The sequence below is a fragment of the Burkholderia ambifaria AMMD genome, assembly GCF_000203915.1.
Classification (GTDB): Bacteria; Pseudomonadota; Gammaproteobacteria; order Burkholderiales; family Burkholderiaceae; genus Burkholderia; species Burkholderia ambifaria.
The window spans coordinates 639,043-661,862 of the sequence record NC_008391.1; the positions used below are offsets into that span (position 1 = coordinate 639,043).

At 60.9% G+C, this 22,820-nt stretch carries 12 protein-coding genes and 1 pseudogene; 11 read left to right on the forward strand and 2 right to left on the reverse strand.

Annotated features, from left to right (window positions below):
* The first annotated feature begins 301 nt into the window (after positions 1-301).
* The 9 genes and pseudogenes from BAMB_RS19000 to BAMB_RS19025 all read left to right on the forward strand — a co-directional run bounded on the left by BAMB_RS19000 (position 302) and on the right by BAMB_RS19025 (position 17,648).
* Positions 302-808 carry a cupin domain-containing protein gene (locus BAMB_RS19000; RefSeq protein WP_011658785.1) on the forward strand — a complete coding sequence of 169 codons (507 nt, stop codon included), beginning with the start codon at positions 302-304 and terminating at the stop codon, positions 806-808.
* A 166-nt stretch (positions 809-974) separates the two neighbouring features.
* On the forward strand, positions 975-2,003 hold the full coding sequence (locus BAMB_RS19005) for a DedA family protein/thiosulfate sulfurtransferase GlpE (RefSeq protein ID WP_041491460.1): 1,029 nt from the start codon (positions 975-977) through the stop codon (positions 2,001-2,003).
* Positions 2,004-2,665: 662 nt separating this feature from the next.
* A complete protein-coding gene (locus tag BAMB_RS19010; RefSeq protein ID WP_011658787.1) occupies positions 2,666-11,752 on the forward strand; it encodes a hemagglutinin repeat-containing protein in 9,087 nt (3,028 codons plus the stop codon).
* Positions 11,753-11,769: 17 nt separating this feature from the next.
* On the forward strand, positions 11,770-12,219 hold the full coding sequence (locus BAMB_RS34040) for a hypothetical protein (RefSeq protein WP_227739300.1): 450 nt from the start codon (positions 11,770-11,772) through the stop codon (positions 12,217-12,219).
* A gap of 174 nt (positions 12,220-12,393) precedes the next feature.
* Positions 12,394-12,627: pseudogene (locus BAMB_RS36115) on the forward strand (ShlB/FhaC/HecB family hemolysin secretion/activation protein); the annotation flags it as partial.
* Positions 12,628-13,062: 435 nt separating this feature from the next.
* Positions 13,063-14,823, forward strand: a complete 1,761-nt coding sequence (locus tag BAMB_RS19015; protein WP_011658790.1) for a ShlB/FhaC/HecB family hemolysin secretion/activation protein — start codon at positions 13,063-13,065, stop codon at positions 14,821-14,823.
* A gap of 496 nt (positions 14,824-15,319) precedes the next feature.
* Positions 15,320-15,793, forward strand: coding sequence for an immunity 42 family protein (locus BAMB_RS34055; protein ID WP_011658792.1), 474 nt, complete (start codon positions 15,320-15,322; stop codon positions 15,791-15,793).
* A 217-nt stretch (positions 15,794-16,010) separates the two neighbouring features.
* The gene (locus tag BAMB_RS19020; protein ID WP_127456172.1) at positions 16,011-16,292 is read left to right on the forward strand and encodes a hypothetical protein; all 282 of its coding nucleotides are present in this window, start codon (positions 16,011-16,013) and stop codon (positions 16,290-16,292) included.
* A 420-nt stretch (positions 16,293-16,712) separates the two neighbouring features.
* Positions 16,713-17,648 carry a universal stress protein gene (locus tag BAMB_RS19025; protein WP_011658794.1) on the forward strand — a complete coding sequence of 312 codons (936 nt, stop codon included), beginning with the start codon at positions 16,713-16,715 and terminating at the stop codon, positions 17,646-17,648.
* A gap of 531 nt (positions 17,649-18,179) precedes the next feature.
* Here BAMB_RS19025 and BAMB_RS19030 read toward each other — a convergent pair.
* Positions 18,180-18,590: a hypothetical protein gene (locus BAMB_RS19030; RefSeq protein WP_011658795.1), complete on the reverse strand. Its 411-nt coding sequence runs from the start codon at positions 18,588-18,590 to the stop codon at positions 18,180-18,182.
* A gap of 590 nt (positions 18,591-19,180) precedes the next feature.
* On the opposite strand from BAMB_RS19030, the gene BAMB_RS19035 reads away from it, so the two are divergent.
* Positions 19,181-19,438: a DUF3562 domain-containing protein gene (locus BAMB_RS19035; RefSeq protein ID WP_011658797.1), complete on the forward strand. Its 258-nt coding sequence runs from the start codon at positions 19,181-19,183 to the stop codon at positions 19,436-19,438.
* A gap of 243 nt (positions 19,439-19,681) precedes the next feature.
* The gene (locus BAMB_RS19040) at positions 19,682-21,481 is read left to right on the forward strand and encodes a methyl-accepting chemotaxis protein (RefSeq protein ID WP_011658798.1); all 1,800 of its coding nucleotides are present in this window, start codon (positions 19,682-19,684) and stop codon (positions 21,479-21,481) included.
* A 42-nt stretch (positions 21,482-21,523) separates the two neighbouring features.
* Here the strand turns inward: BAMB_RS19040 and BAMB_RS19045 are convergent, their stop codons facing one another.
* Positions 21,524-22,561, reverse strand: a complete 1,038-nt coding sequence (locus BAMB_RS19045) for a sigma-54 interaction domain-containing protein (RefSeq protein WP_011658799.1) — start codon at positions 22,559-22,561, stop codon at positions 21,524-21,526.
* Positions 22,562-22,820 lie beyond the last annotated feature (259 nt).

A 22,820-nucleotide genomic window follows, 5' to 3' on the forward strand; every position in this document is an offset into this window, starting at 1 on the left:
GGCGGCCGGGCGGATGGCGACGTGACGACGTGACCGCGTTATCGGTCACGCGTCCGGCACATCGATCAACGGGCCATGCAGGGGCGTGATCGCATCGCCCCGGTTGCATCGTGACGGGCACTTCTGGCAGCATCGACCGGGGTCCGCTTCATCGTCGCGCGGGTTTCGCGCGCGATCCCGTCGCCGCGTGCATGGCCGCGGCGATCGACGCAGCGGCACGCGACGGTGCGGAGATTGCATATGTGATCGGCTGCGCGGTGCGTCGCGTGGCCGGTTTCCTACCTTACCGACGTCATCCGCCATGCCGATTTCCGCCGCCGACCTGATTCACCAGTTCGATCTTCAGCCGCATCCCGAGGGCGGCTATTTCCGCGAAACCTACCGCGCGGCCGATACCGTCGTGCGTCCTGCCGACGGCGCGCCGCGCGCGGCGTCGACCGCGATCTACTACCTGTTGTGCGACGGCGCGTATTCGTCGTGGCACCGGATCCGTTCCGACGAGGTCTGGCATTTCTACGCGGGCGATCCGCTCGAAGTGTGGGTGCTCGACGAGCACGACGGCCTGACGATCCATCGGCTCGGCAACCCGCTCACGCATCCGGGCACCGTGTTCCAGGCCGTCGTGCCGGCCGGACGCTGGTTCGGCGCGCGCTGCGCGTCGCCGGAGCACGTCGCGCTCGTCGGCTGCACGGTCGCGCCGGGATTCGAGTTCGCGGAATTCGAGCTCGCGGATGCGACCGCACTGGCCGCCGCGTTTCCCGAGTACGCGGAATACGTCGCGGGGCTCGCGCAGCGCCCTGACGCGTGAGTGTGCGGGCTCCCCGCGACGACAGCCGTTCCGCGCGGCCCCGGCCAAACCCGTTTAGAATGCAACGTGGTGCAGGATCGGCCGCGGGCCTGCCGCGGCGGTCGCTGCCAGCCGTATCGACGGCCGCCTCCGTCGCACGGTCCGCATGTCTTCCAGGAGCGCCCCCGTGTGGCACTTTCCCATTACAATTCCCTCGTCGCTCGGCCCGTGGGCCGTGTTCGCGAGCGTACTCATCACGCAGCTCGGCGTGCCGGTGCCGGCCGTGCCGATGCTGATTCTCGGCGGTACGATGGCGGCGATGGGGCAGGCGTCCTGGACGAGCATGTTCGCGGCGGCGATCGGTGCGACGATGCTTGCCGATTCACTGTGGTTCTTCATGGGCCGCACGCGCGGGCGGCGCTTGCTGAACGGGCTCGTGCGCTTCTCGCTGTCGCTCGACACGACGCTGCGCTTCGCGCGTAATGTATTCGAAAGATACGGCGCGCCGCTCCTCGTCATCTCCAAATTCCTGCCTGGCCTCGGCCTCGTGTCGGCGCCGCTGCTCGGCACGACCGCGATCGGTGTCGGCGTGTTCCTGTTCTGGGATCTGGCCGGCGCGTCGTTGTGGGCCGCGGTCTGGCTTGTCGGCGGCGCGGCCGTGCATGACCAGATCGTCCAGTTCGTGCTGTGGGTGCGCGCGAGCGGCGGTACGATCCTCGACGCGTTTCTCGCGATCTTCATCACGTTCGTGCTGTACCGCTGGGTGCGCCGCGTGCAATTCCGCCGCTACCTCGCGCAGTTGCGCATCTCGCCGCCGCAGCTCGTCGAGATGATGACGTCGAACGAACCGCCGCTGATCTTCGATGCGCGGCCGCGCGCGATTCGCGAACGGGAGCCGTACCGGATCGCCGGTGCGGTGCCGATCGATCTCGATTCGCCGGACCTGCTCGATCCGGAGCTGCTGAAGCGGCCGATCGTCGTGTATTGCGTGTGCCCGAACGAGGCGACCGCGAAGCGTCTGATTGCGAAGATGCAGCGCAAGAAGATGCTCCACAACATCAGGGCGCTGAAGGGCGGGCTTGATGCGTGGGAGAAGCACGGTTACCCGGTCGAACCGATGCCGGCCGATGCCGATGCGTCGCGGTATTTCGTGCGGCCGGCTCATGCCGCGCCGCTCGAGGGCGAATATACGGTGCGGGCGACGTTGTCGAAGTGATGCGGTAAGGCTAGCCTCGACTTCATCGAACCCACGCCGAAGACGTTGAGCGCGGCGCCGCAAATTCGTCGCCTGATTACAACTTTGCTCGGCGGTCTTTACACTGCGGACGATAGTCGGTCCCGACAGTTGCCGGGGGCAATTGCTTGCCGCCGATGTGGCATTTTATGATGAGCCAATATCTCGAATATTGGCCGTCTCATATATAAGCGAACCGTACTGCGTACGGACCAAGCGAGCAGCCGCTACTTGGATACACTCGCTTTTAGCGCTTGAGATTCGCGTTGCGCCCGGAACAAATACGTCCATCAATAGGTGGGTCGCTCACTATCTCGAATTGGCATTCTAAAAACTGTATATAAATGTCAATTAAGTTTTCTCAAAAATCGCCTGCTGTATTCCAGAGCGAAAAATCCTTCGTCGTCAGCCGATCTGATAATTTTTGACACTATGGCTCGTTAAGCCTCAGGTACGATCGCGCACAAGGATCACGGGAGACCAGCCGTATATGCGCATCGATGTTCGGGCGCGCCGCGGAGCCACGTGTAAGCCTTCGAATCCCGCGCAGCCGCGGCCGTGGCTGCGCGCACGAAAACCGGTTCAGCCGGATGTCGATTCCAATCAAAAATTGAATTAGCGACGCGATTTGCGTCGAGCGAACAATGAATCAAAACCGCTATCGGGTTGTGTTTAATCGCGCACGTGGCGCGATGATGGTCATTCAGGAAAACGGTAGTTCGACGTGGACAGCCGGGAATTCGCAAGGCGCCAGTGCGCCGCTCAACTTGCCATGGTTGCACAGCGCTTGGCAACCGATCGCGATGGCAGCGGCATTGCTGTTCGGCGTGCCGTCATTCAGTTTCGCGCAAATCGTGCCGATTCCAGGCACGAGCACGCATGTGATTCAGACGCAGAGCGGCATTCCGCAAGTGAATATTGCCGCACCGTCTAGTGCCGGCGTGTCGGTCAACACGTACAACCAGTTCGATGTACAAAGACCCGGCGCCATCCTGAACAATTCACCGACGATCGTGAACACGCAGCAGGCGGGGATGATCAACGGCAACCCGAATTTCGGTGCAGGCCAGTCTGCGCGGATCATCGTCAATCAGGTCAACAGCAATGCACCGTCGCAACTTCGCGGTTATGTGGAAGTGGGCGGCAATCGCGCCGAGGTAATCCTGTCGAACAGCGCCGGTATTCAGGTCGACGGCGGCGGGTTCATCAATACGTCGAGAGCCGTCCTCACCACGGGCACGCCGTATTACGGCGCTGACGGATCGCTTGGTGGATTCAACGTATCGCGCGGCCTCATTTCCGTGAGCGGTGCTGGCCTCAATGCGTCGAATGTCGATCAAGTCGACTTGATATCGCGCGCCGTGCAGGCCAATGCAGCGATCTACGCCAAAAACCTGAACGTCGTCGCCGGTGCGAATCAAGTCAGCCACGACACGCTGGCGGCAACGCCGATTGCTGGCGACGGTGCAGCGCCCGCTATCGCGATCGACGTGAGCCAACTCGGCGGCATGTATGCGAACAGGGTCTTTCTCGTATCGAACGAATTCGGCGTCGGCGTCGCGAACGCCGGGACAATCGCTGCACAAGCTGGCGATCTGACGCTGCAATCGAACGGCCAGCTCGTACTGACGGGCAAGACAACGGCGAGCGGCAATCTTGCCGCTACCGCGAACAGTGTTCAAAACAGCGGCACGACGTATGCGCAACAGAGCGCAAACGTTTCAGCAGCCGGTGCGTTGTCCAACAGCGGCACGCTTGCCGCGCAACAGAATACGACGATCAATGCGGGCACCATCAATTCGACGGGCACGCTCGGCGCAGGCGTAAATAACGATGGTTCTGTCGGCCATAACGGCGACCTGAATCTGTCGAGCACCGGCCAACTGACGGCGACCGGGCAGAACGTCGCTGGTGGTAACGCATCGATTTCGGGTGCTGCCGTGAACCTTGCGGGTAGTCAAACGGCTGCGAGCGGCAATGTGTCGGTGAACGCGAACGCCGGTGACCTGAACCTTTCGAATGCGACAACGAGTGCGCAGGGAGCACTCAATGCGAATGTAGCAGGCGCGTTGATCAATGATCATGGCACGCTGTCGAGTCAAAGCAATGCGACGCTGACCGCAGGCAGTATTTCGAACCAAGGCGGCAAGGTATCGGCGCAAGGTACGCTGAACGTGCAGTCGAACGGCGCAATCGCGAACCAATCCGGCACGCTGGTTTCCGCAAGTTCGATGCAGGTGCACGGCGCGGCGATCTCGAACAACCAAGGCACGATTCAGAGCGCGGCCGGAATGACTATTTCCGGAAGCTCGTTGGACAACAGTGCCGGGCGCGTGACGTCGCTGAATTCGGATGGTCTGTCCATTACGACGACAGGGCAACTGACGAACGCAGCCGGTACGACCGCACTCGGCGCACAAGGCGGCATCATCGGTGGCAACGGCGGCGTGGCGATTCAATCGGGCAGCGTCGCGAACCACGGCACGGTCAGTGCGCAAACGAATCTGCAAGTCGGTACGCAATCGCTCGACAACGGCAGCGGTGTGTTGTCGGCCGCACAAAATGCGGTGATCGATGCGGGCGCGCAGTTGACGAACGGTTCGGGCAGCATCACGGCCGGCCAATCCGCGACTGTGAACGCCGCATCGCTGAGCAATGATGCGGGGTCGGTGCAGGCGGCACAGTTGTCGCTCGGGGCGACGAATTTGTCGAACCACGGCGGCACGATCACCCAAACCGGGACCGGCGCAATGAATGTCGCCGTCTCGAACACGCTCGATAATTCGGGCAATGGTGTTATTCAGACCAACAGCGCGGACTTGAACCTCGCGCCCGCGACCCTGATCAACGATCACGGAAAAATTACCCACGCTGGCAACGGGACGTTGTCGATCGCCACCGGTGCGATGTCGAATCAAGGCGGTACGATCGCGACCAATGGCGCATTGAATGTGAAGGCTGCCGCTGTTTCGAACAGCGCGGGGACACTGGCCGCTCAGCGTCAGGCAGCGCTCGACCTGCAATCGCTCGATAACCATGCGGGCGGTTACATCGGTGCTGACAGCATTACGCTCAAGGCACAAGGCGTAGTAGACAATCGCGCAGGCACGCTCGAAGCAAACAACGGCGTTTCGGTGACGGCAGACAGCCTGGCGAACGACGGGGGCTCGGTCAAAAATATCGGTACGAGTACGCTCTCCGTCACGACGAAAAATGCATTGAGGAATGCGGCAGGCGGCACCATCGGTGGCAACGGCGATGTTTCGTTGTCGGCGGGCAGCGTCGACAATTCCGGCGGTTCGATGCTGGCAGGGCAAGCGCTGTCGGTGCAGTCGAACAGTGCCATCACGAATACGGCCGGTCTTGTTCAAGCGAACGGAAATCTGGCACTACAGGCACAAGGCGCGATCAACAATAACGCAGGACAAATCGAAGCGAACGGTACGAATTCGACGCTCGCGCTGTCGGGGAGCAGCATCGACAATAGCGATGGTCGTGTGGCCAATATCGGTGTCGGTGCGACAACGATCGATGGCGGGGCGTCGATCACGAACACGAACGCGTCCGGCAAAGCGGGCGCAGGCACGATTGGCGGTAATGGCGATGTCACGTTGACCGCGCAAACCTTGACGAATGCTCAAGGTGGGCAGGCGCTTGCGGGTCACGACCTGACGCTGAACGTTGCGAACAGTGCAAATAATTCCAGCGGTGTGCTATCGGCCGCAAACAACCTCAAGTTGATCGCGGCAAACGCTGCGCTGTCGAATCAGGCCGGGTCGATTCGTGCAAATGGTGCACTGTCGTTGAACACCGCATCGATCGACAACACGTCCGGAAAGATCGGCAACGACGCAGGTACCGGTGGCAGTGTTTCAATCCAGACGGGTACGCTTGCTAACCAGAATGGCGCCATCGGTAGTGGTCAGGACCTGTCATTGAACGCAGCCACGCTGACCGGCGATGGTTCGATTGTCGCTGGTCGCAACGGTGCGGTGACGCTTGGCAGTGACTACACGCAGACCGCGACGAACAAACTGCATGCAAACGGCGACCTGAATTTCACGACATCGGGCAAGTTCACGAACCAAGGCGTGCTGGATGCCAACGGCGCGCTGACCGTGAACGCGACGAACGTTGAAAATCAAGCGGGCGCTGATCTGAATTCAGCAACGACGACGGTTAACGCGAACGGCGGTACGATCGATAACGCCGGGCGCATCGAAGGCGATACGGTGTTGACCAACAGCGCGACGCTGAACAATGCTGCGACGATCATCGGCCGCGAAGTCACCGCCAATGCGAGCACGATCACCAACACCGGTGCAGCCGCCGTGATTGCCGCAGCCGAACGGGTGAACTTGTATGCGTCCAACCGGTTGTCGAACACTGGTGGCGCGAACATCTTCAGCGTCGGCGACATCAATATTGCTGCCAACGGTCAGCGCGACGCGAACGGATTTCTGGCGAACCGTACAGAAAATGTCGTCAACGATCAGTCCACGATTGAAGCGCAGGGCAGTGTTGAACTCGCGGCCGGTACGTTCACGAACACGCGTCCGGCTCCGATAGTTTCCACTGAAACGACGAGCACGACGAGCAAGCACGAAATCAAGCGCCAGAAATACATCGTGTGCGCGACGATGAATGCTGATCCGAACGGCGGTTGTTCGCAGGCGATGTGGGTAGACGGTTACAAGACGCCGCTCACTTCAACCTATGGCGCGTCGCAGGTCGTATCGCAAACGTCCGGACCCGACGCGACCGACAAGGTGCTGGTCGTGAATGTGAACGGCAAGCAACAGACGATCTACTACAACACGTTGACGACCAACGCGGACGGTACGATTACGGTCAACTATTGGGATGCCTACGATCCGCACGTCAACTACGTTCCCGATACGGAATACACGACGCGCAGCGATGGTCACAACGGTTACCAGCGCGTCGAAATCTGGCGCGATACGACGACCACCGTCCAGCAGGACAAGATAACGAGCCAGGCGCAGCAGGCGCAACTCGTGGCCGGCAACAATATCGTGATGAAAAACGTCGGCACGATCAACAACGAATACAGTGCGATCACCGCGGGCGGCTCGATCAAGATCGGCGATTCGGATGTGTCTGGCAGTGCAGGTTCGGGTAGTTACGGCGGCACGGTCGTGAACAACGTCGGGCGCACGCTGTATCAGTACCAGACCGACAAGATTGTATCGACGTATGCATGGAACGAGGATACGACGCAGGATCGGGGAACGATCGTTCAGCCTTCGAAGGTGTATACGCCGGTCGCCATCGGCGGCGCGGGCGGCACTATTATCGCCAACGCGTCGGTGATCATCGACGCGAAGGACGTCAACAACCAGAACGTCGCTGCACAGAATTCCTCGACGGGCGCCACCGGCGGCACGCTCGGAAACAATTCAGCCAATGGTGGCGTATCCGGCGGCAAGTTGACGCCGGTCGGGGCCGCAGGCGGATCGTCAATACCAGTCGGTGCGCAGCAATCGGTGGCAAATGCGTCCGGCGCACTGCCGATTACGTTGCCGACAAGTGGTCTCTATTCGATTCACGACGCGCCTGGTCAGCCCTATCTGATCGTCACTGATCCACGCCTGACGAGCTATACGAAATTTATTTCGAGCGACTACATGCTCGGCCAACTCGACCTGAACCCGGCGAGTATCGAGAAGCGGCTGGGTGACGGGATGTACGAACAGCAAATGGTGCGTAACCAGATTACGCAGTTGACTGGCCGTACCTTCCTGCCGGGTTATGCAAGCGCGGAGGATGAGTATCGCGCCTTGATGACAAACGGCGTGAACTATGCAAAGGAATTCGGCCTGATGCCGGGTATGGCGCTGACGGCCGCGCAAATGGATGCGCTGACGAGCGATATTGTGTGGTTGGTCGATCAGACCGTGAAACTGCCGGACGGTAGTACGACGCACGTGCTGGCCCCGGTCGTTTATATGGCGCAAACGCATGCGAACGACCTGCAACCGACCGGTGCGTTGATTGCGGCGGATGACGTCGAAATTCACGCGACCGGCAGCACGACGAATAGCGGCGTGATCAAGGGCGGTACAAAGACGGTCATTACCGCCACCGATATTCTGAATCGTGGTGGTTCGATCTCGAGCAGTAGCGCCAACGGGACAACGGTCGTATCGGCAAGCAACGATGTCGTGAACGCGTCGGGCATGATTACCGGCAATCGGGTCGCAGTGTCGGCGGGCCGGGATATCGTCAACACGACGCTGGTCGATACGGTTGGCGCAACCGGTGCGTCGGGTGCGAGCAAGGTCAACACGAGTCTGATCGGTCAGCAAGGGACGATCGCGGCGACGGGGGACCTGTCAGTTCAGGCCGCGCGCGATTTGAGCATTCACGGCGCGAATTTGTCGGCAGGTGGCGACGCGCTGGTGACGGCAGGCCGGGATATCAACGTCGATACGGTCCAGTCCACGACGAACCAATCGATGTACCTGAACGATCAGCATCATTGGGAAGAGTCCACGACGAAGAACGTGACGAGCGGCATCACTGCAGGTGGAAGCTTGGGGATGCAGAGCGGTAACGATATGACGCTGAAGGGCGCGACCGTATCGGCTGGAAAAGATCTGTCAGCGCTTGCAGGCGGGAATTTGACGGCAACGACGGTCATGGATAGCGCGAAGCTCGACAACGTGGCGGCCGACAACAAGACGCGCAAGGAAGTTGATCACAACTATGACGAACACGCTGTCGGTACCCAATTCACGGCGGGAGGAAACGCAACGCTCGGCGCGGCAAGTGCCGACACGTCGAAGGGCAACATTACGCTGACAGGTTCGTCGCTTACCGCGGGTATGACGAACGGTATCGAGAACGGCACTGGGGCGGCAAGCATCGTGGCGACCGGCAATGTCACGGTCAACGAAGCGCGCGAGGAACACGACAAATACCAATCGGTTCAAGTCCAGCGCGGCAGCTTCGTCAGCAGCACGAAGACCGATTCGATGACGGACACGCATGCAAACGTCGGCGTTGGCAGTACCATTTCGGGCAATACCGTCAACATTCAGTCGGGCCATGATTTGACCGTTCAGGGCAGCACGATCGTCGGGACGAACGATGTGAGTCTTGCGGCGGCGAACAACGTCAATATCACCACGTCCAAAGATACGATCACGCAGGACAGCTACTATCACGAAACGCATTCGGGTATTGGCACCAGTGGCTTGAGCGTGAGTATTGGCACGCAAACGAAGAAAGATACGGACCATGCTTCGTCCGTCACGAACAACGCGAGCACGGTGGGTTCGCTCAATGGCGATCTGACTATCAAGGCGGGCGATACGTTGCACGTGACGGGTAGCGACTTGATCGCCGGGAAGAATTTGACCGGCGTCGCGTCAAATGTCGTGATCGATTCGGCAACCGATACCAGCAACAAGACCCATAGCGAGACAACCAGTAGCAGTGGTGTCACGCTCGGCTTGTCGGGCAGCATTGGCGATGCAATCAACGGCGCTTACCAACAAGCGCAGGCAGCAAAGAGTGGAAGCGGCGACAGTCGCGCGACGGCGCTGCATGCGATTGCAGCTGCAGGTAATGCCGCGATGGGTGTAGCCGGGCTGACGGGCGGGGCGCTTGCGGGCGGCGGTACACCGAGCATCGGCGTTCAAGTGAGCGTCGGATCGAGTCATAGCCGACTCGATACGTCGGAAAACCAGACTACGCAGCGCGGATCGAGTGTCAGCGCTGGGGGCGCCACGTCGCTGATTGCGACCGGCAACGGCACCCCCGGTAGCGGCAATATCACGGTGGCCGGTTCGAACGTTTCCGGCAATGATGTGCTGTTGGCCGCGAAGAATCAGATTGATCTGCAGAACACGACGAACACCGATTCGACGCGTAGCTCGAATTCGTCATCAAGCGCGAGCGTCGGCGTGTCGATTGGTACGAACGGTATCGGGGTGTCGGCAGCCATGTCGCGCGCGCATGGCGATGGCAACAGCGATGCAGCGATGCAGAACAATTCGCACGTGACAGGTGCGAACAGCGTCACGCTCGTGAGCGGCGGTGATACCAACATTGTTGGTTCGGACGTATCCGGTCGCGCGGTGACGGCCGACGTAGGCGGCAACCTGAACATCCGTAGCGTTCAGGATACGACCGTCAGCAGCGCGCATCAAAGTAGCGCAGGTGGCGGTATCAGCGTCAGTACGATGGGGGGTGGTAGTGCGAGCTTCAGTTCGTCGCACGGAAACGCGAACGGCAATTACGCGGGCGTGAACGAACAGGCCGGGATTCAGGCTGGCGAAGGTGGTTTCAATGTGAACGTCAAAGGTAATACCGACCTGACGGGCGCGGCGATTGCCAGCACGGCCGATCCATCGAAGAACACGCTGACGACTGGCACGCTGACCTATCGGGACATCGATAACCATTCGACCTACAACGCGGACAGCAGCGGCTTTAGCGCTGGCGCAGGCGTTGGCGTCACCGGGAAGTCGATCGGACCAGGATCGGTCAGCGGTGCAGGCGGCGTGACGCCGATGATTTCGCAGTCGGATAGTGGTAGTGAGAACGCGACCACACGAAGCGGTGTGAGCGCGGGCACGATCAACATCACGAATCCGACCGGCCAGACGCAGGACCTGGCTAACCTGAATCGCGACACGTCGAATCTCAACGGAACGGTATCGAAAACGCCGGATGTGCAGAATCTGCTGGATAAGCAGGCCGACACGATGAATGCAGCGCAAGCTGCCGGGCAAGTCGTCGCGCAAGGCATCGGCGCTTACGCGGATATGAAGCAGAAGGAAGCCCAACATGCTGCCGATGCGGCCAAGCTGGCGGGCGATACGACGGCGCAAGCTGCCTATCAAGCCGAAGCCGATTCGTGGGACGAAGGCGGAACTAACCGACTTTACCTGCACATAGCGGGCGGCGCGCTCATTGGCGGCTTGGGCGGCGGTGGAATCGGGAGTGCGGCGCAGGGGGCGGCTGGAGCAGGATTGGCAGCATTGCTGGCCGATCAGACGGCGCAGGCCGCAAAAGAGGTGGCCGGTGCGACGGATTCGACACTCGCAGGGAAGGTGTCGGGGAACTTGCTCATCGGTGCATTGGGCGGGTTGGTGGGTGGAGCAGCGGGCGCAGCTACTGCTTCAAATGTGAACCTGTACAACCAGTGGAACCATACGGATACGGACACGCTTGAAGAGGCCAGTGGGCAAGGCACGGTCCGTAAGAAAACGACGGCGCTTGATCTAGTATTGCAGGGTATTGCCAATGGACTGAACGCGGTTATTGGCGCTGGCGGTGGTAAGCCGCCGGCGGCGAGTCCGGGGGTGGTGTTGGTCGGCGAGGCAGGGGCGGGCGTACAGCAGGTTATACCAGGTGTCGCAGGATATGGGCTGGATACGGCCACACTGGCAAAAAGCGGGCACTCGCCGGCGGGGGCTAACGACTCCAATACTCCCATGTTGGGCGCTGACGGCGCGCAGTTCCCGAGCAAGACGATTTGGAAGGGAGATGGTAAGGAGCGCATTGACGTGGAGAATCCGAATCCGGGGCAGCGACCCGGCCAGATCCACTATCAAGATAATCAAGGGAACAAATATCTTTACGATCCAAATACGAACTCGTTCCCTGATGCGCCGAATTCAGTTAATAAATTGCTGAATAATCCGGACTTCAATTCTGCAATTCAGAAGGGACTCAGCAAGTACCTTGGGGGTAAGTAATGAAAATTAATCGAGCCATGAAGATTTCTTTGAGTGATGCGCGATTTGATATCCCGCTCAACTCGTCGCTAAAAAGTATCGCGGATAGCGGATTTGATCTGCGTGACGAGTGTTATTTCATTCATGCCCTATTGGGATCGACGAATGTGACGAGAGGGAGCTTTCCCGATTGCACCGGCTATGAATGCTTCATCAATTCTTTGCACGTGGACGACTACGACTCGGTGTCGCCACTGACACAGGCTGTTTTGCTTGTTAAGGAGGTGTTTGCGGTATGGAACGCGATACAACGAACCTCAAAGATCGTCGCCGTCATAAGCGCAGATGAATTCGGTGTTGTGACTAAATTCCACGTGCAACGTTCCGGAGAGCAATGGCTCAGCGACAACATCGATGGTTACGATGATCCGGTTATGTCAATTGATTCAAATGAGGACATTATTTCTGAAATCGCAGAAATTCGATGAACGGATACGTCGCCAGAATGTAATGCCGAAAAATGGGCCATTTAACCTACGTCTGGGCGCTGCCCGTCTGGCAATGAAAAAATTAAACGACTGGCGGCTTTGCCGATCACCGTGGCGGCTTGGGCGCGGTGGAATCGGGAGCGCAGCACAGGGCGCGGCTGGACGCTTGTCGCGCCGATTCGGTCAGTTACGAGCATCCACGGTCAATATACGGGGAACTCGCTGTACTAAGTCGACGACTTGACGATCGGCAGTCGCTACACAGTTCGGGGATTCGACGGTGAAACGATACTGGCGGCGGCACGTGGTCTCTACTGGCGCAACGAGCTGCAGATGCCGAATGGAGTTATCGTGCAGGCTGATTTGTCCAATGCTGATATGGCTTCTATTGCTGCGCGGATATGGGGTAAGCCAAATCGTCAAAACTTCAATGCCATTTCATTTCAAAATTCAGGCGGTCAAATATTCAAATTTAATCGCCTAATTGGAGGTAAATAAAAATGGCAAAATTTGCGTGTAAATGCGGCTATGTTATAAATCTCATTGCCTCTCCGAGGGGCGATGAATGGAGGTTGATTCCAGAGAAAACTTTGAAGGATATAGTCGATCTGTTAGATGGTGGGGAGGCGGTTGATGGCGAGCGTTTTTATGAAACTCTAAGAGGAAAGGAAATTACTGTATATCGCTGTCCATCATGCGGCAGGTTGCACCTAGAAGAGGCCGGGAGAAATAAATTTGTGACATATGTGAAGGAATGTGGTGAACTATAATTATTTTTGGGGTGGAGTAAATGATTTTCGGATTTTTTGGGATAATGGGCTGAAGTCGGAAGCTCAATGAAAAATGAAAATAATTAAACGGCTGGTAGCGGTGCCGCTCACTGCTTTTGTATCGCTTGCGGCGCAAGCGCAACAAGCGCCCACGCCTGCCGACCAAGCCGCAGCAGCGCGCGCGAATGCTGAACAGGATCGGCAGGCGCAGCAGCAACGTGACGCGCAGCAGCGTGATGCTACCGTGCGCGCCCCGTCCGTTCGTTCGGAAGTGCCGCAGGTCGAAATGTATCCCGTGATACCGAGCGAGCAGCCGTGTTTCCGCATCGACCGTTTTGCGCTCGACGTCCCGGATTCGCTGCCGGATTCCGCGAAGGTGAAAGGAGCCTCCGCCTTGCCGATGGATCGCTTTGCATTCGCACGCGAATGGCTCGCCCACTACGCCGGTCAGTGCGTCGGCAAGCAAGGCGTCGATACGATCGTCAAGGGGCTGTCTCGGGCGATCCTGGCGCGCGGTTACATCACAACGCGCGTCCTGCTACCAGAACAGGATTTGTCGACTGGCACGCTGAAAGTTGCACTGATTCCCGGCGTGATCCGACACGTGCGCTTCGCCGACGAAAAATTGCGAGGAACATGGAAAACCGCGTTCCCAACACGCGACGGCGAAGTGTTGAACCTGCGCGACCTTGAGCAAGGTCTAGAGCAGATGAAGCGCGTTACGAGTCAGGACGTGTCGATGCAGATCGTTCCGGCTGACGTGCCGGGTGAAAGTGATGTCGTGCTCGACGTGAAGCGCAGCAAGCCGTGGACCGCCGTCGCATCGATCGACAACTCGGGCACGCGCGCGACCGGCAAGCTACAGGGCAACCTGTCGATTGGCGTCGATAACCCGCTCGGGCTAAACGACATATTCAACATCGGCGTGAGCCAAGACCTCGAACTCGGCGACAAGCGCCTTGGTTCGCACGGTTGGAACGGTTTCTATTCGATTCCATGGGGATACTGGACCGCGACGTTATCGGCCTACACGAACACGTACTACCAGCAGATCGCGGGCGTTAATCAGACATTCGTGGCGAGCGGGAACTCCAAGACGATTGATTTCAAACTGGCACGCGTGCTTGCACGCAGTCAGAACGACGTGTTGGGCGGCTATTTCCGCTTGTCGCGCCGCTTCGGTCAGAGCTTCATTGAAGATACGGAAATCCCGCAACAGCGGCGCAACAACACGTTCGTAGAAATCGGCCTGACAGATCGCCATTACTTCGACGGGGCGCAGTTCGACGGCACGCTGGCTTATCGTCAGGGTGTCGGCGGCTTGGGTGCTCAGGACGACATTCTTGCTACCGGGGGCGGTCCGACTTACCGCTTCAAGATGGCGGTGCTCGATGCGAACCTGTCGGTGCCGTTTGCCATTGCGGCGCAGCCGTTCCGATACGTTACGAGCATTCACGGTCAATATACGGGGAACTCGCTGTACTACATCGACGACTTGACGATCGGCAGTCGCTACACAGTTCGGGGATTCGACGGTGAAACGATGCTGGCGGCGGCACGTGGCCTCTACTGGCGCAACGAGTTGCAGATGCCGATCGGCCAAACAGGGCAGATAGTGTACGCAGGCCTCGACTACGGCCGCGTATGGGGACCGCAACCGGTGGCGCTGGTCGGTACGCAGTTGGCCGGTGCAGTGATTGGCGTTAAGGGCAGCGTCGCGACGCGCTTTGGTGGCTACGGTTACGACTTGTTTGCAGGTACGCCGGTCTACAAGCCGTCCGGATTTCCGACGGCGCGCGTGACAGTTGGATTTCAGGTGACGGCGCAGTTTTGATCTATCGGCTGTCAAATTAAAAAGAGAATTGGATAATGAAATCCCTTGGATTAAGCATGCTTGTCATACCGCCGACTCATCATGTAACCACCGAACAACCGACCTATGATCCCACCACGTCGACCCGAATTCGTGTATTGCCGGGAAATGGCACGGGTGGTGCCGCATTCCGCCCGGGGGAGTCCTGTTACAGGATTGGTTTCAGATCGGATGACACAACAATTGTTGTCGGTGATGGATTTTTGTCCACAGTGAAGTATTCATCGCGCAGTGTCGTGATCGGGATGCCGCAAAGTCCACGGCCGACAAGGACGGTGGAGGGGCTTGTCCGTGACCATCAATGTGTCGAACATCTATCCAACAACTTTTCTTTTTCCAATCCATAAAGATATCGTAATCTTGACCGGGTTGCGGGTTAAATATACCCCACGGCGCGGCGCAACTCCAATGATAACTCCCAAAAATCAATATTGACTGACATCAACTAGGAGGTGACGTGTTAATCGGAAATCCTGATGTATTTGCTATTTGGTGTGATTCGGTTGAGTCTTGGTCTACGGATTGCTTTAAGAATGGTTGCTTTTCATATTTCATTGGTGGCAATCTTATATGGTCACTAAAATCGACACTCGGTGCTGATATAAATCTACTGTCCTCGGTAAATTGTTTAAGCAATGATGTTGAGGGCAAGGAGTTGTTTGACTTGCCAGCGTCGACATCAGACGCGAAGCTTGTTGAAAAGGCATTTCCAGGAATGGATTCGGATGCAGAATTTAGTGATTACACGCACTTGGTTTCTGTCGGTAGCCTGTTGGATGCTGGATTTCAGGTTTTCCTTGTCGAGCTGGGTGATCGGGCCAAGCTAATATGGGGCGATGAAGAGGATGCATCGGTTGTTCATGAATTTATTTTGACGCGCGGGGAATTTCAGCGTGTAGTGCGAGATGCAATTTGTCAGTTTTATGGATAAGGTGCGTCACCGAACCCAACGTTCGAGTTAACTAAAATTGCTGCGAATTGCAGGCACGCACGCCTCTCGATCAAGCCGGTGCCCTGTGTCATGATATTTTTGATAGAAAAATTCGGAAATCAGAGCGCATCCCCGGAGAATTGAAATGAATTCGAGCAGGCAAAAAAGGGAGAGAGCAATACGACATCAGCTGACACAGCGATCCGACGATCTACTCTTGGACGATAATCCAGATACATTGGGTATGGCACTGCGTGGCTTTTTTCCGGATTTGACGCGCGCATTTGTGATTCATTGGATACCGGATCAGGCTGAAGATATTTATTGGGTATTGGTCAGCCCGACGGGCATCGCGCAGATTGAGATTGTGAGAGGTCAGAAGGTGCGGTCTTATCCGCCGAAATTACGCATGATTGAACTCGCTGCATACCAGAGTAAGCGGCACTCTCGCGATGTTCGGGAGAGGCTGGCTATTGCTCTGGAGTTGATTAAATCCTAGTTGTGATTTCGATGGTTGCGGACTGCGCGTGATCGAGAGAATAAAAGACATGGAGACGCCAAGTCCGACACGCGCGTGACGCTCCTGATCGGCCCGGTGTGGATCGCACGGCTCGGCATCGCGTGCGCGGTGTTCCATTCGAACCGCGCGGGCGCATCCGCATGGGCCGCGCCGTAAGCCATACAGCCAAAGGCCGCCGCAAGACCCGTGCCAACCATCCGCGCAGCGCAGCCCACCCCTGGGTTTGATCCCGATCATGCAAGCCCCGGCCGGACGTCATATCCTGTCGGAATCGCTTGTCCGCGCTTCGCGTGGCCATCCCACGATCCCGCGCCACGCCGGCCTTCCGCCCGCCGCGTGCCGCTGCCGCGCGAAGCTCCGGTCGTCGTCCGCGACGACGCGTCCACAGAGGCCTTCGCCATGCAAACCACCCCGACCATCCCGCCGCTCGCGCGCATCGCGCTGGCCGTCGATCTGACGCCCGAGTCGCTGTCCGCCGCGCGCTATACGCGAACGCTGCTGCGCCCCGGCATGCAGGTGCGCATCGTCTGCGCGATCGACAATCCGCGCCTCGTGCTGCCCGACATCCCGCGCGTCGACGCGCTGCTGACATCGGCGCGCGAAGAAATGATGCACGAAGCGCAGGCGACACTCGAACGCACCGCCGCACTGTTCGCCGGCAGCGGCGTGGCCGTCGAGCAGGTGATCCTCGATACATCGGTCACGGGCGGTACGGTTGCGGATGCACTCGCGAACGAGACGTCGGGATGGCATGCCGACGTGCTCGTGGTCGGTGCGAATCCGCACCACGGGCTGCTGCGGCTCGTCGAAGGCGCGATGTCCGACACGCTGGCCGCGCGCGCACGCTGCGCGCTGCTGATCGTGCCGGCCGACTATGCGCGGCCGGCGGACGGCCCGCTGCAGCGCCTGATGTTCGCGGTCGACGGCAGCGAGCCGTCGCTGCACGCGGTGCGCGTCGGCCTTGGCTTCGCGGCGCCGACGACGCTGCTGTACGCAGCCTACGTTGTCGATCGCGCGGTGCGTCTGACGGATCTCGTGCCGGTGCGCGCGCTCGAGGACGCCTATCGCGCGGAAGGCGAGGATGCGCTGGCCCGGATCGGCCCGCTGTTCCATGCGGCGGGGAACCCGGCCAAGCGCGGCATCGTCGAAACCCGTCCGACCAGTGACGACGTCGCCCATGCACTGATGCGCGACGCGGTGCACTGGCATGCGGAACTGCTGGTGGTCGGCACGCACGGCCGGCGCGGCATCGCCGCCTGGCTGATCGGCAGCGTCGCGCGCCGGGTCGCGCATCTCGCGCAGGTGCCGGTGCTGCTCGTGCGCGGCGACGCGTGAAGAGCGCAGGGCGATGCAGGTGAAGCGGGATTTCGTTGACCTGCGTCAGAAACGCCGTGCGCCGCGCGTGAGACAGTGACACAACGTCCGGCGCGGCGGACCGGCTGTCGTCCGTACGTGACGTTGCGATTCGACGCGTCGAGTGCGAGCCGCGCGAACGCAGGCCGAACGCACGCATGTCCGAGATCGTTGTGATCAACAGATTTCCGGAGCGGTGCCACGCATCGCGTGGCGCGTGAGCCGATCAAGAACTCTCCGGCACGAGGGTAGGCAGCCGACGGCTGCCTTGGAACGACGGACGGGGTGTATCTCACCCCGTCCGCTTCCTGGCCCCGTGCAGACTACTTTCCTCGCAGGTATTGTCTTAATCGATGTCGCCGGATGAATCGGCGCGTGGTGGTACGCGATCGCGCGACGGCGGATCGGCGCGAATGACGGCAAAGCGAGGCGCGCAGCGCTCGCGGCCGGATGGATGTCGCAGCCGCCGCAGCCATCGCGCGGCCCCGTGCCGCGCCTGCTGCGTTCAGGCTCTCATACGTAGCGCATCGTTCGCTGGTCGTGCCCGCGTCTGGTCATGCGGCATACGCAGGCGCCGCGACGCACGCCATGCGGATGTCCTCGTCCGCCCGGTGTGCGATTGCACAACCGCGGCCAGCCGGGTCGCCCCTTGCGGCGCGGCTCCGCGACGGCAACGGCCGGTGTGTCGGCGTCGGCCCGCGCGCGCAGCGCAGCGGCGAACCGCTGCAGCGCGAGCACCGACCCCGCGACACTCTGGTATTTTTCGCGTCCGATCTGCCCGTCGAGCATCACGAGCAAGCCCGCTTCGCGCGCGATCGCGAGCAACGCGTCGAGATCGTCGGGCGGCTGGATACCGGCCGGCGCGGCGGGCGCGGACAGCGTGTGCCGCCGTACGTCCCGGGCCGGGAAATTGCGATGTCCCATGATTGGTCTCCTGCGCCGGACCCCGCATGCCGACTCAACGGCCGGCTGAGCGATGACCGGATATGAACGTATCGTTCATGACATCAGTATCCGTCACCGATACCGCGCTGCCAATCGGCGCGCGCTGAACTCGTTGTCAGACATTACGTGCGGCCTATCGGAATCCGCTGACAAACGGCACCGGCGTTCGACCGCCGCGGCGCGATGCGCGGCCCGCGGCACGCCACGTGCGCGCGGCGATGCGGTGCATAAAAACAGACGAATCGCAGCCGGCGCGCTTTGCTTGACGCAGGATTTCGACCGGTCTAAGTTGCTCACTGCATCGGCGTCGCGCGACGGTTCCATCGTCCGCGCGACCGGCGGTGCCGCGCCTCGGGGTGGCGTGGCAATCCTTCCAGTCGTTCGCGGGCCATGTGCACCGCGAATCCCGCGCGGGCCGATCCGGCAATCGATCGGCGCGGCGGCACGCAAGGTGCCGTTGATCGCGCGCAAACACGCTTCGGCGCATCGTACGCCGGGCGGCCGTTCAGTCCTTAATCTTCCGGTAGCGTCTTTTTTCCTTTCGTTCCTCGACCGTCAGGAGCCCGTCGATGTCACAACAGGACACCATGCTTGAAGCCTTGAAAGCCGTCGCCGAACAGCGCGAGATCGGCGACGACCAGTTGCGCACGATGCTCGACGACGAAGTGCGTGCGTTGTCGTCCGATGCCCGCGTGCACGACTACATCCACGTGTTCGCGATTCGTCACCTGCGCGAACGGATGCGCAGACAGGACGACCTCGAGCGCGACACCTCGTCCGGTACGCAGCACAAGGAGCCGGACACGCGTGCCGATCGCCGTTTGTGACGGACGCTCGCCGCGATCAACGTCACTGGTGCACTCGGGCCGCGGCCGGTCTTCGACCGGCGCACGCGCCATCTCGCAGCGCAAACCGCCGCCCCGCGCGCCTACAACGCGCTTACGCGCCGGCACGCCTTTCTTCACATGTTTCATTGAATTGCCGCAACGGCCTCAAGTAAGTGGCGCGGATGCCGTTTACCCGGTGAATCCGTCCACCGGGCGGTCCCGCTTCCTTACCGAGTCGTTGCCATGTTTTCGTCCATCCGGACCCGTATTCTTGCCGCGTGCGTCGCCATCGTCGTCTTCGCGCTCGTCGCCACCACGCTGATCAACTATTTCATCGCGCGCTCGTACAACGAAGACGCGATCGACCGCAACCTGACTTCCGTCGCGAGCGGCCATGTGGTCGGCATCGGCGACTGGGTCGCGACCAGGAGCCGGATGATCGCGTCGCTGCAGGACGCCGCGCTGTCGCCGGATCCGCTGCCGGCGTTCAAGCAGATGGCCGCTGCCGGCGGCTTCACGAACGTGTACGCGGGCTACGCGGACAAGGTGTTCCATTTCTCCGACCCGACCGGCATCCCGCCCGACTACGATCCGACCGGCCGCCCGTGGTACAAGCAGGCCGCGCAGGCCGGCAAGCCGGTCGTCACGCCGCCTTACGTCGACGCGGGTACCGGCAACCTGGTCGTCACGTTCGCGGTGCCGATCCTGCGCGACGGCGCGCTGAAGGGCGTCGTCGCGGCCGATGTCGCGATGGACAGCGTGATCGCGAACGTGAAGTCGATCCACCCGACGCCCGCGAGCTTCGGGATGCTGATCGACAGCAACGGCCACGTCGTCGCGCATCCCGACGCGAAGCTCACGCTGAAGCCGGTGGCGGATGTATCGCCCGACCTCGGCGGCATGAGCGCCGCGTCGCTGGCCGCGGCCACCGCGCCGGTCGAAGTGCACGTCGGCGGCGACGCGAAGCTCGCGCGCGCGCAGGCCGTGCCGGGCACCGACTGGTATGCGCTGGTGCTGCTCGACAAGTCGGAAGCGACGGCCGGGATGCGCTCGCTGCTGACCGCGTCGCTGGTCACGCTGGTCGTGATCGTCGGCGTCGCGTCGCTGATCATCGGCGCGATCACCACGACCGCATTCCGCCGCCTGTCGCAGGTGCGTCAGGCGATGGCGTCGATCGGCTCGGGCACGGGCGACCTGACGCAGCGCCTGCCGGCCGAAGGCCGCGACGAAGTGGCCGATATCGCGCGCTCGTTCAACAGTTTCGTCGACAAGTTGAACGACGTGATGCGGCAGATCCGCGACGCGAGCGAATCGGTGCGCACGGCCGCGAACGAAATCGCCGCGGGCAACCAGGACCTGTCGTCGCGCACCGAATCGGCGGCGGCGAGCCTCGAGGAAACAGCGGCGTCGATGGAAGAGATCACCGCGACGGTCGGTCAGTCGGCGGCGGCTGCCGGCCAGGCCGACGAACGCGCGGCCGCGGCGTCGCGGATCGCGTCGCACGGCGGCGTGGTCGTGTCGGACGTGGTGGCGACGATGGGGAAGATCGAGGAAGCGTCGGGCCGGATCGGCGACATCATCGGCGTGATCGACGGCATCGCGTTCCAGACCAACATCCTCGCGCTGAACGCGGCCGTCGAAGCGGCGCGCGCCGGCGAGCAGGGCCGCGGTTTCGCGGTCGTCGCGCAGGAAGTGCGCAGCCTCGCGCAACGCAGCGCGCAAGCCGCGCGCGAAGTGAAGGTGCTGGTCGAGTCGACGGTGGCGAGCGTGTCGGCCGGGTCGGGACAGGTGCGCCAGGCCGGCGATACGATGCGCGAGATCGTGTCGAACGTCGCCAACGTGACGACGATCATCTCCGAGATCACGCACGCAGCGAACGAGCAGACGCGCGGCATCCAGGAAGTGAATCGCGCGGTCACGCAGCTCGACGAGATGGTGCAGCAGAACGCGGCGCTCGTCGAACAGTCGACCGCGGCCGCGACCGCGCTGCAGACGCAGGCGAACGCGCTCGCGACGACGGTCGGGCAGTTCAAGGTCGCGTGACCCGCGCCGGGTGACGCAGGTCGAGCCGCCGCGCGGCGACGCTCAGGCGGGGCCGCCGTCGCGCATCAGCGCAAGCCGGTTGTAGAGCGTCTTCAGGCTGATGCCGAGCGCTTTCGCCGCTTGCGGCTTGTTGCCGTCGAAGTGGTCCAGCGTGGCCGCGATGAACCGTTGCTGCGCATAGTGGAGGGTCGCGCCGAGCGGCAGCGCCATTGCGTCGTCCGACGTTTGGTCGGGCAGCAGCGTTGGCTTTGGCAGCGCGACGTCGATGCCGTCGTCGGCGAGGATGTACGCGCGCTCGATCGTGTTGTGCAGCTCGCGCACGTTGCCGGGCCATGAATACGCGCGCAGCGCGGCGATCGCGGCATCGGTCAGCTGCTTGTGCGAGCGGTGCCGCTCGTTGAGGGCGTCGACGAACTCGTGTGCGATCGTTTCGACGTCGCCGTTGCGCTGGCGCAGCGGCGGCACATACAGTGCGAACGCGGCGAGCCGGTAGAACAGATCCTCGCGCAGCCGGCCGTCTCGCACGGCATCGGCCGGGTTGTGGCGGGTCGCCGACACGATGCGCACGTCGAGCGGAATCGACTCGGTGCCGCCGACCCGCACGATCGTGTTCGATTCGAGCGCCCGGAGCAGCTTCACCTGCAGCGCCGCGGGCATTTCCGCGATCTCGTCGAGGAGCAGCGTGCCGCCGCACGCGGCTTCGAAGAACCCCTCGCGCTGCGCGATCGCGCCGGTGAAACTCCCTTTCTCGTGGCCGAACAACTGCGCTTCGGCGATATCGGCCGGAATCGCGCCGCAGTTGACGGGCACGAACGGCCCGTCGCGGCGCGCGCTCAGGTCGTGCAGGCGCCGCGCGACGATATCCTTGCCGACCCCGCTTTCGCCGGCAATCATCACGCTCGCGCGGGTCGGCGCGATTTTCTCGATACGGTCGAGCAACGTGCGCATCACCGCGGAGCGGCCGGACAGCTGGCGTGCATCGGCGCGTTGCTTCGGACGGTTTGCGGTTTCAGCCATAGGCGTCAGCGAGCCGTTTTGAAAATCGGCATCGCCCGTTTTCCTCGTTGCAATATTTATCATCGACAGCGAACCGGACCAAAAGGTGCCCCGACATAGAAATTTCCAATGTCCGGCGCGATACCGGAAGAAATAGGCGATTGCAGCATCGCGATGCCGGTATGTGGACTCGCGCCCGCCATTGGTGCCTTTTTACACCTGCTGAATGAAAAAGCGAAAGGCACTTGCAAGCGCGCGTTCGGCATGACCAAAGGCCGCACAAGGCCGAGCGCCACGACAGGCGGCCCTCACGCGGATTACGCGGTGATGGCGCGCAACGTCG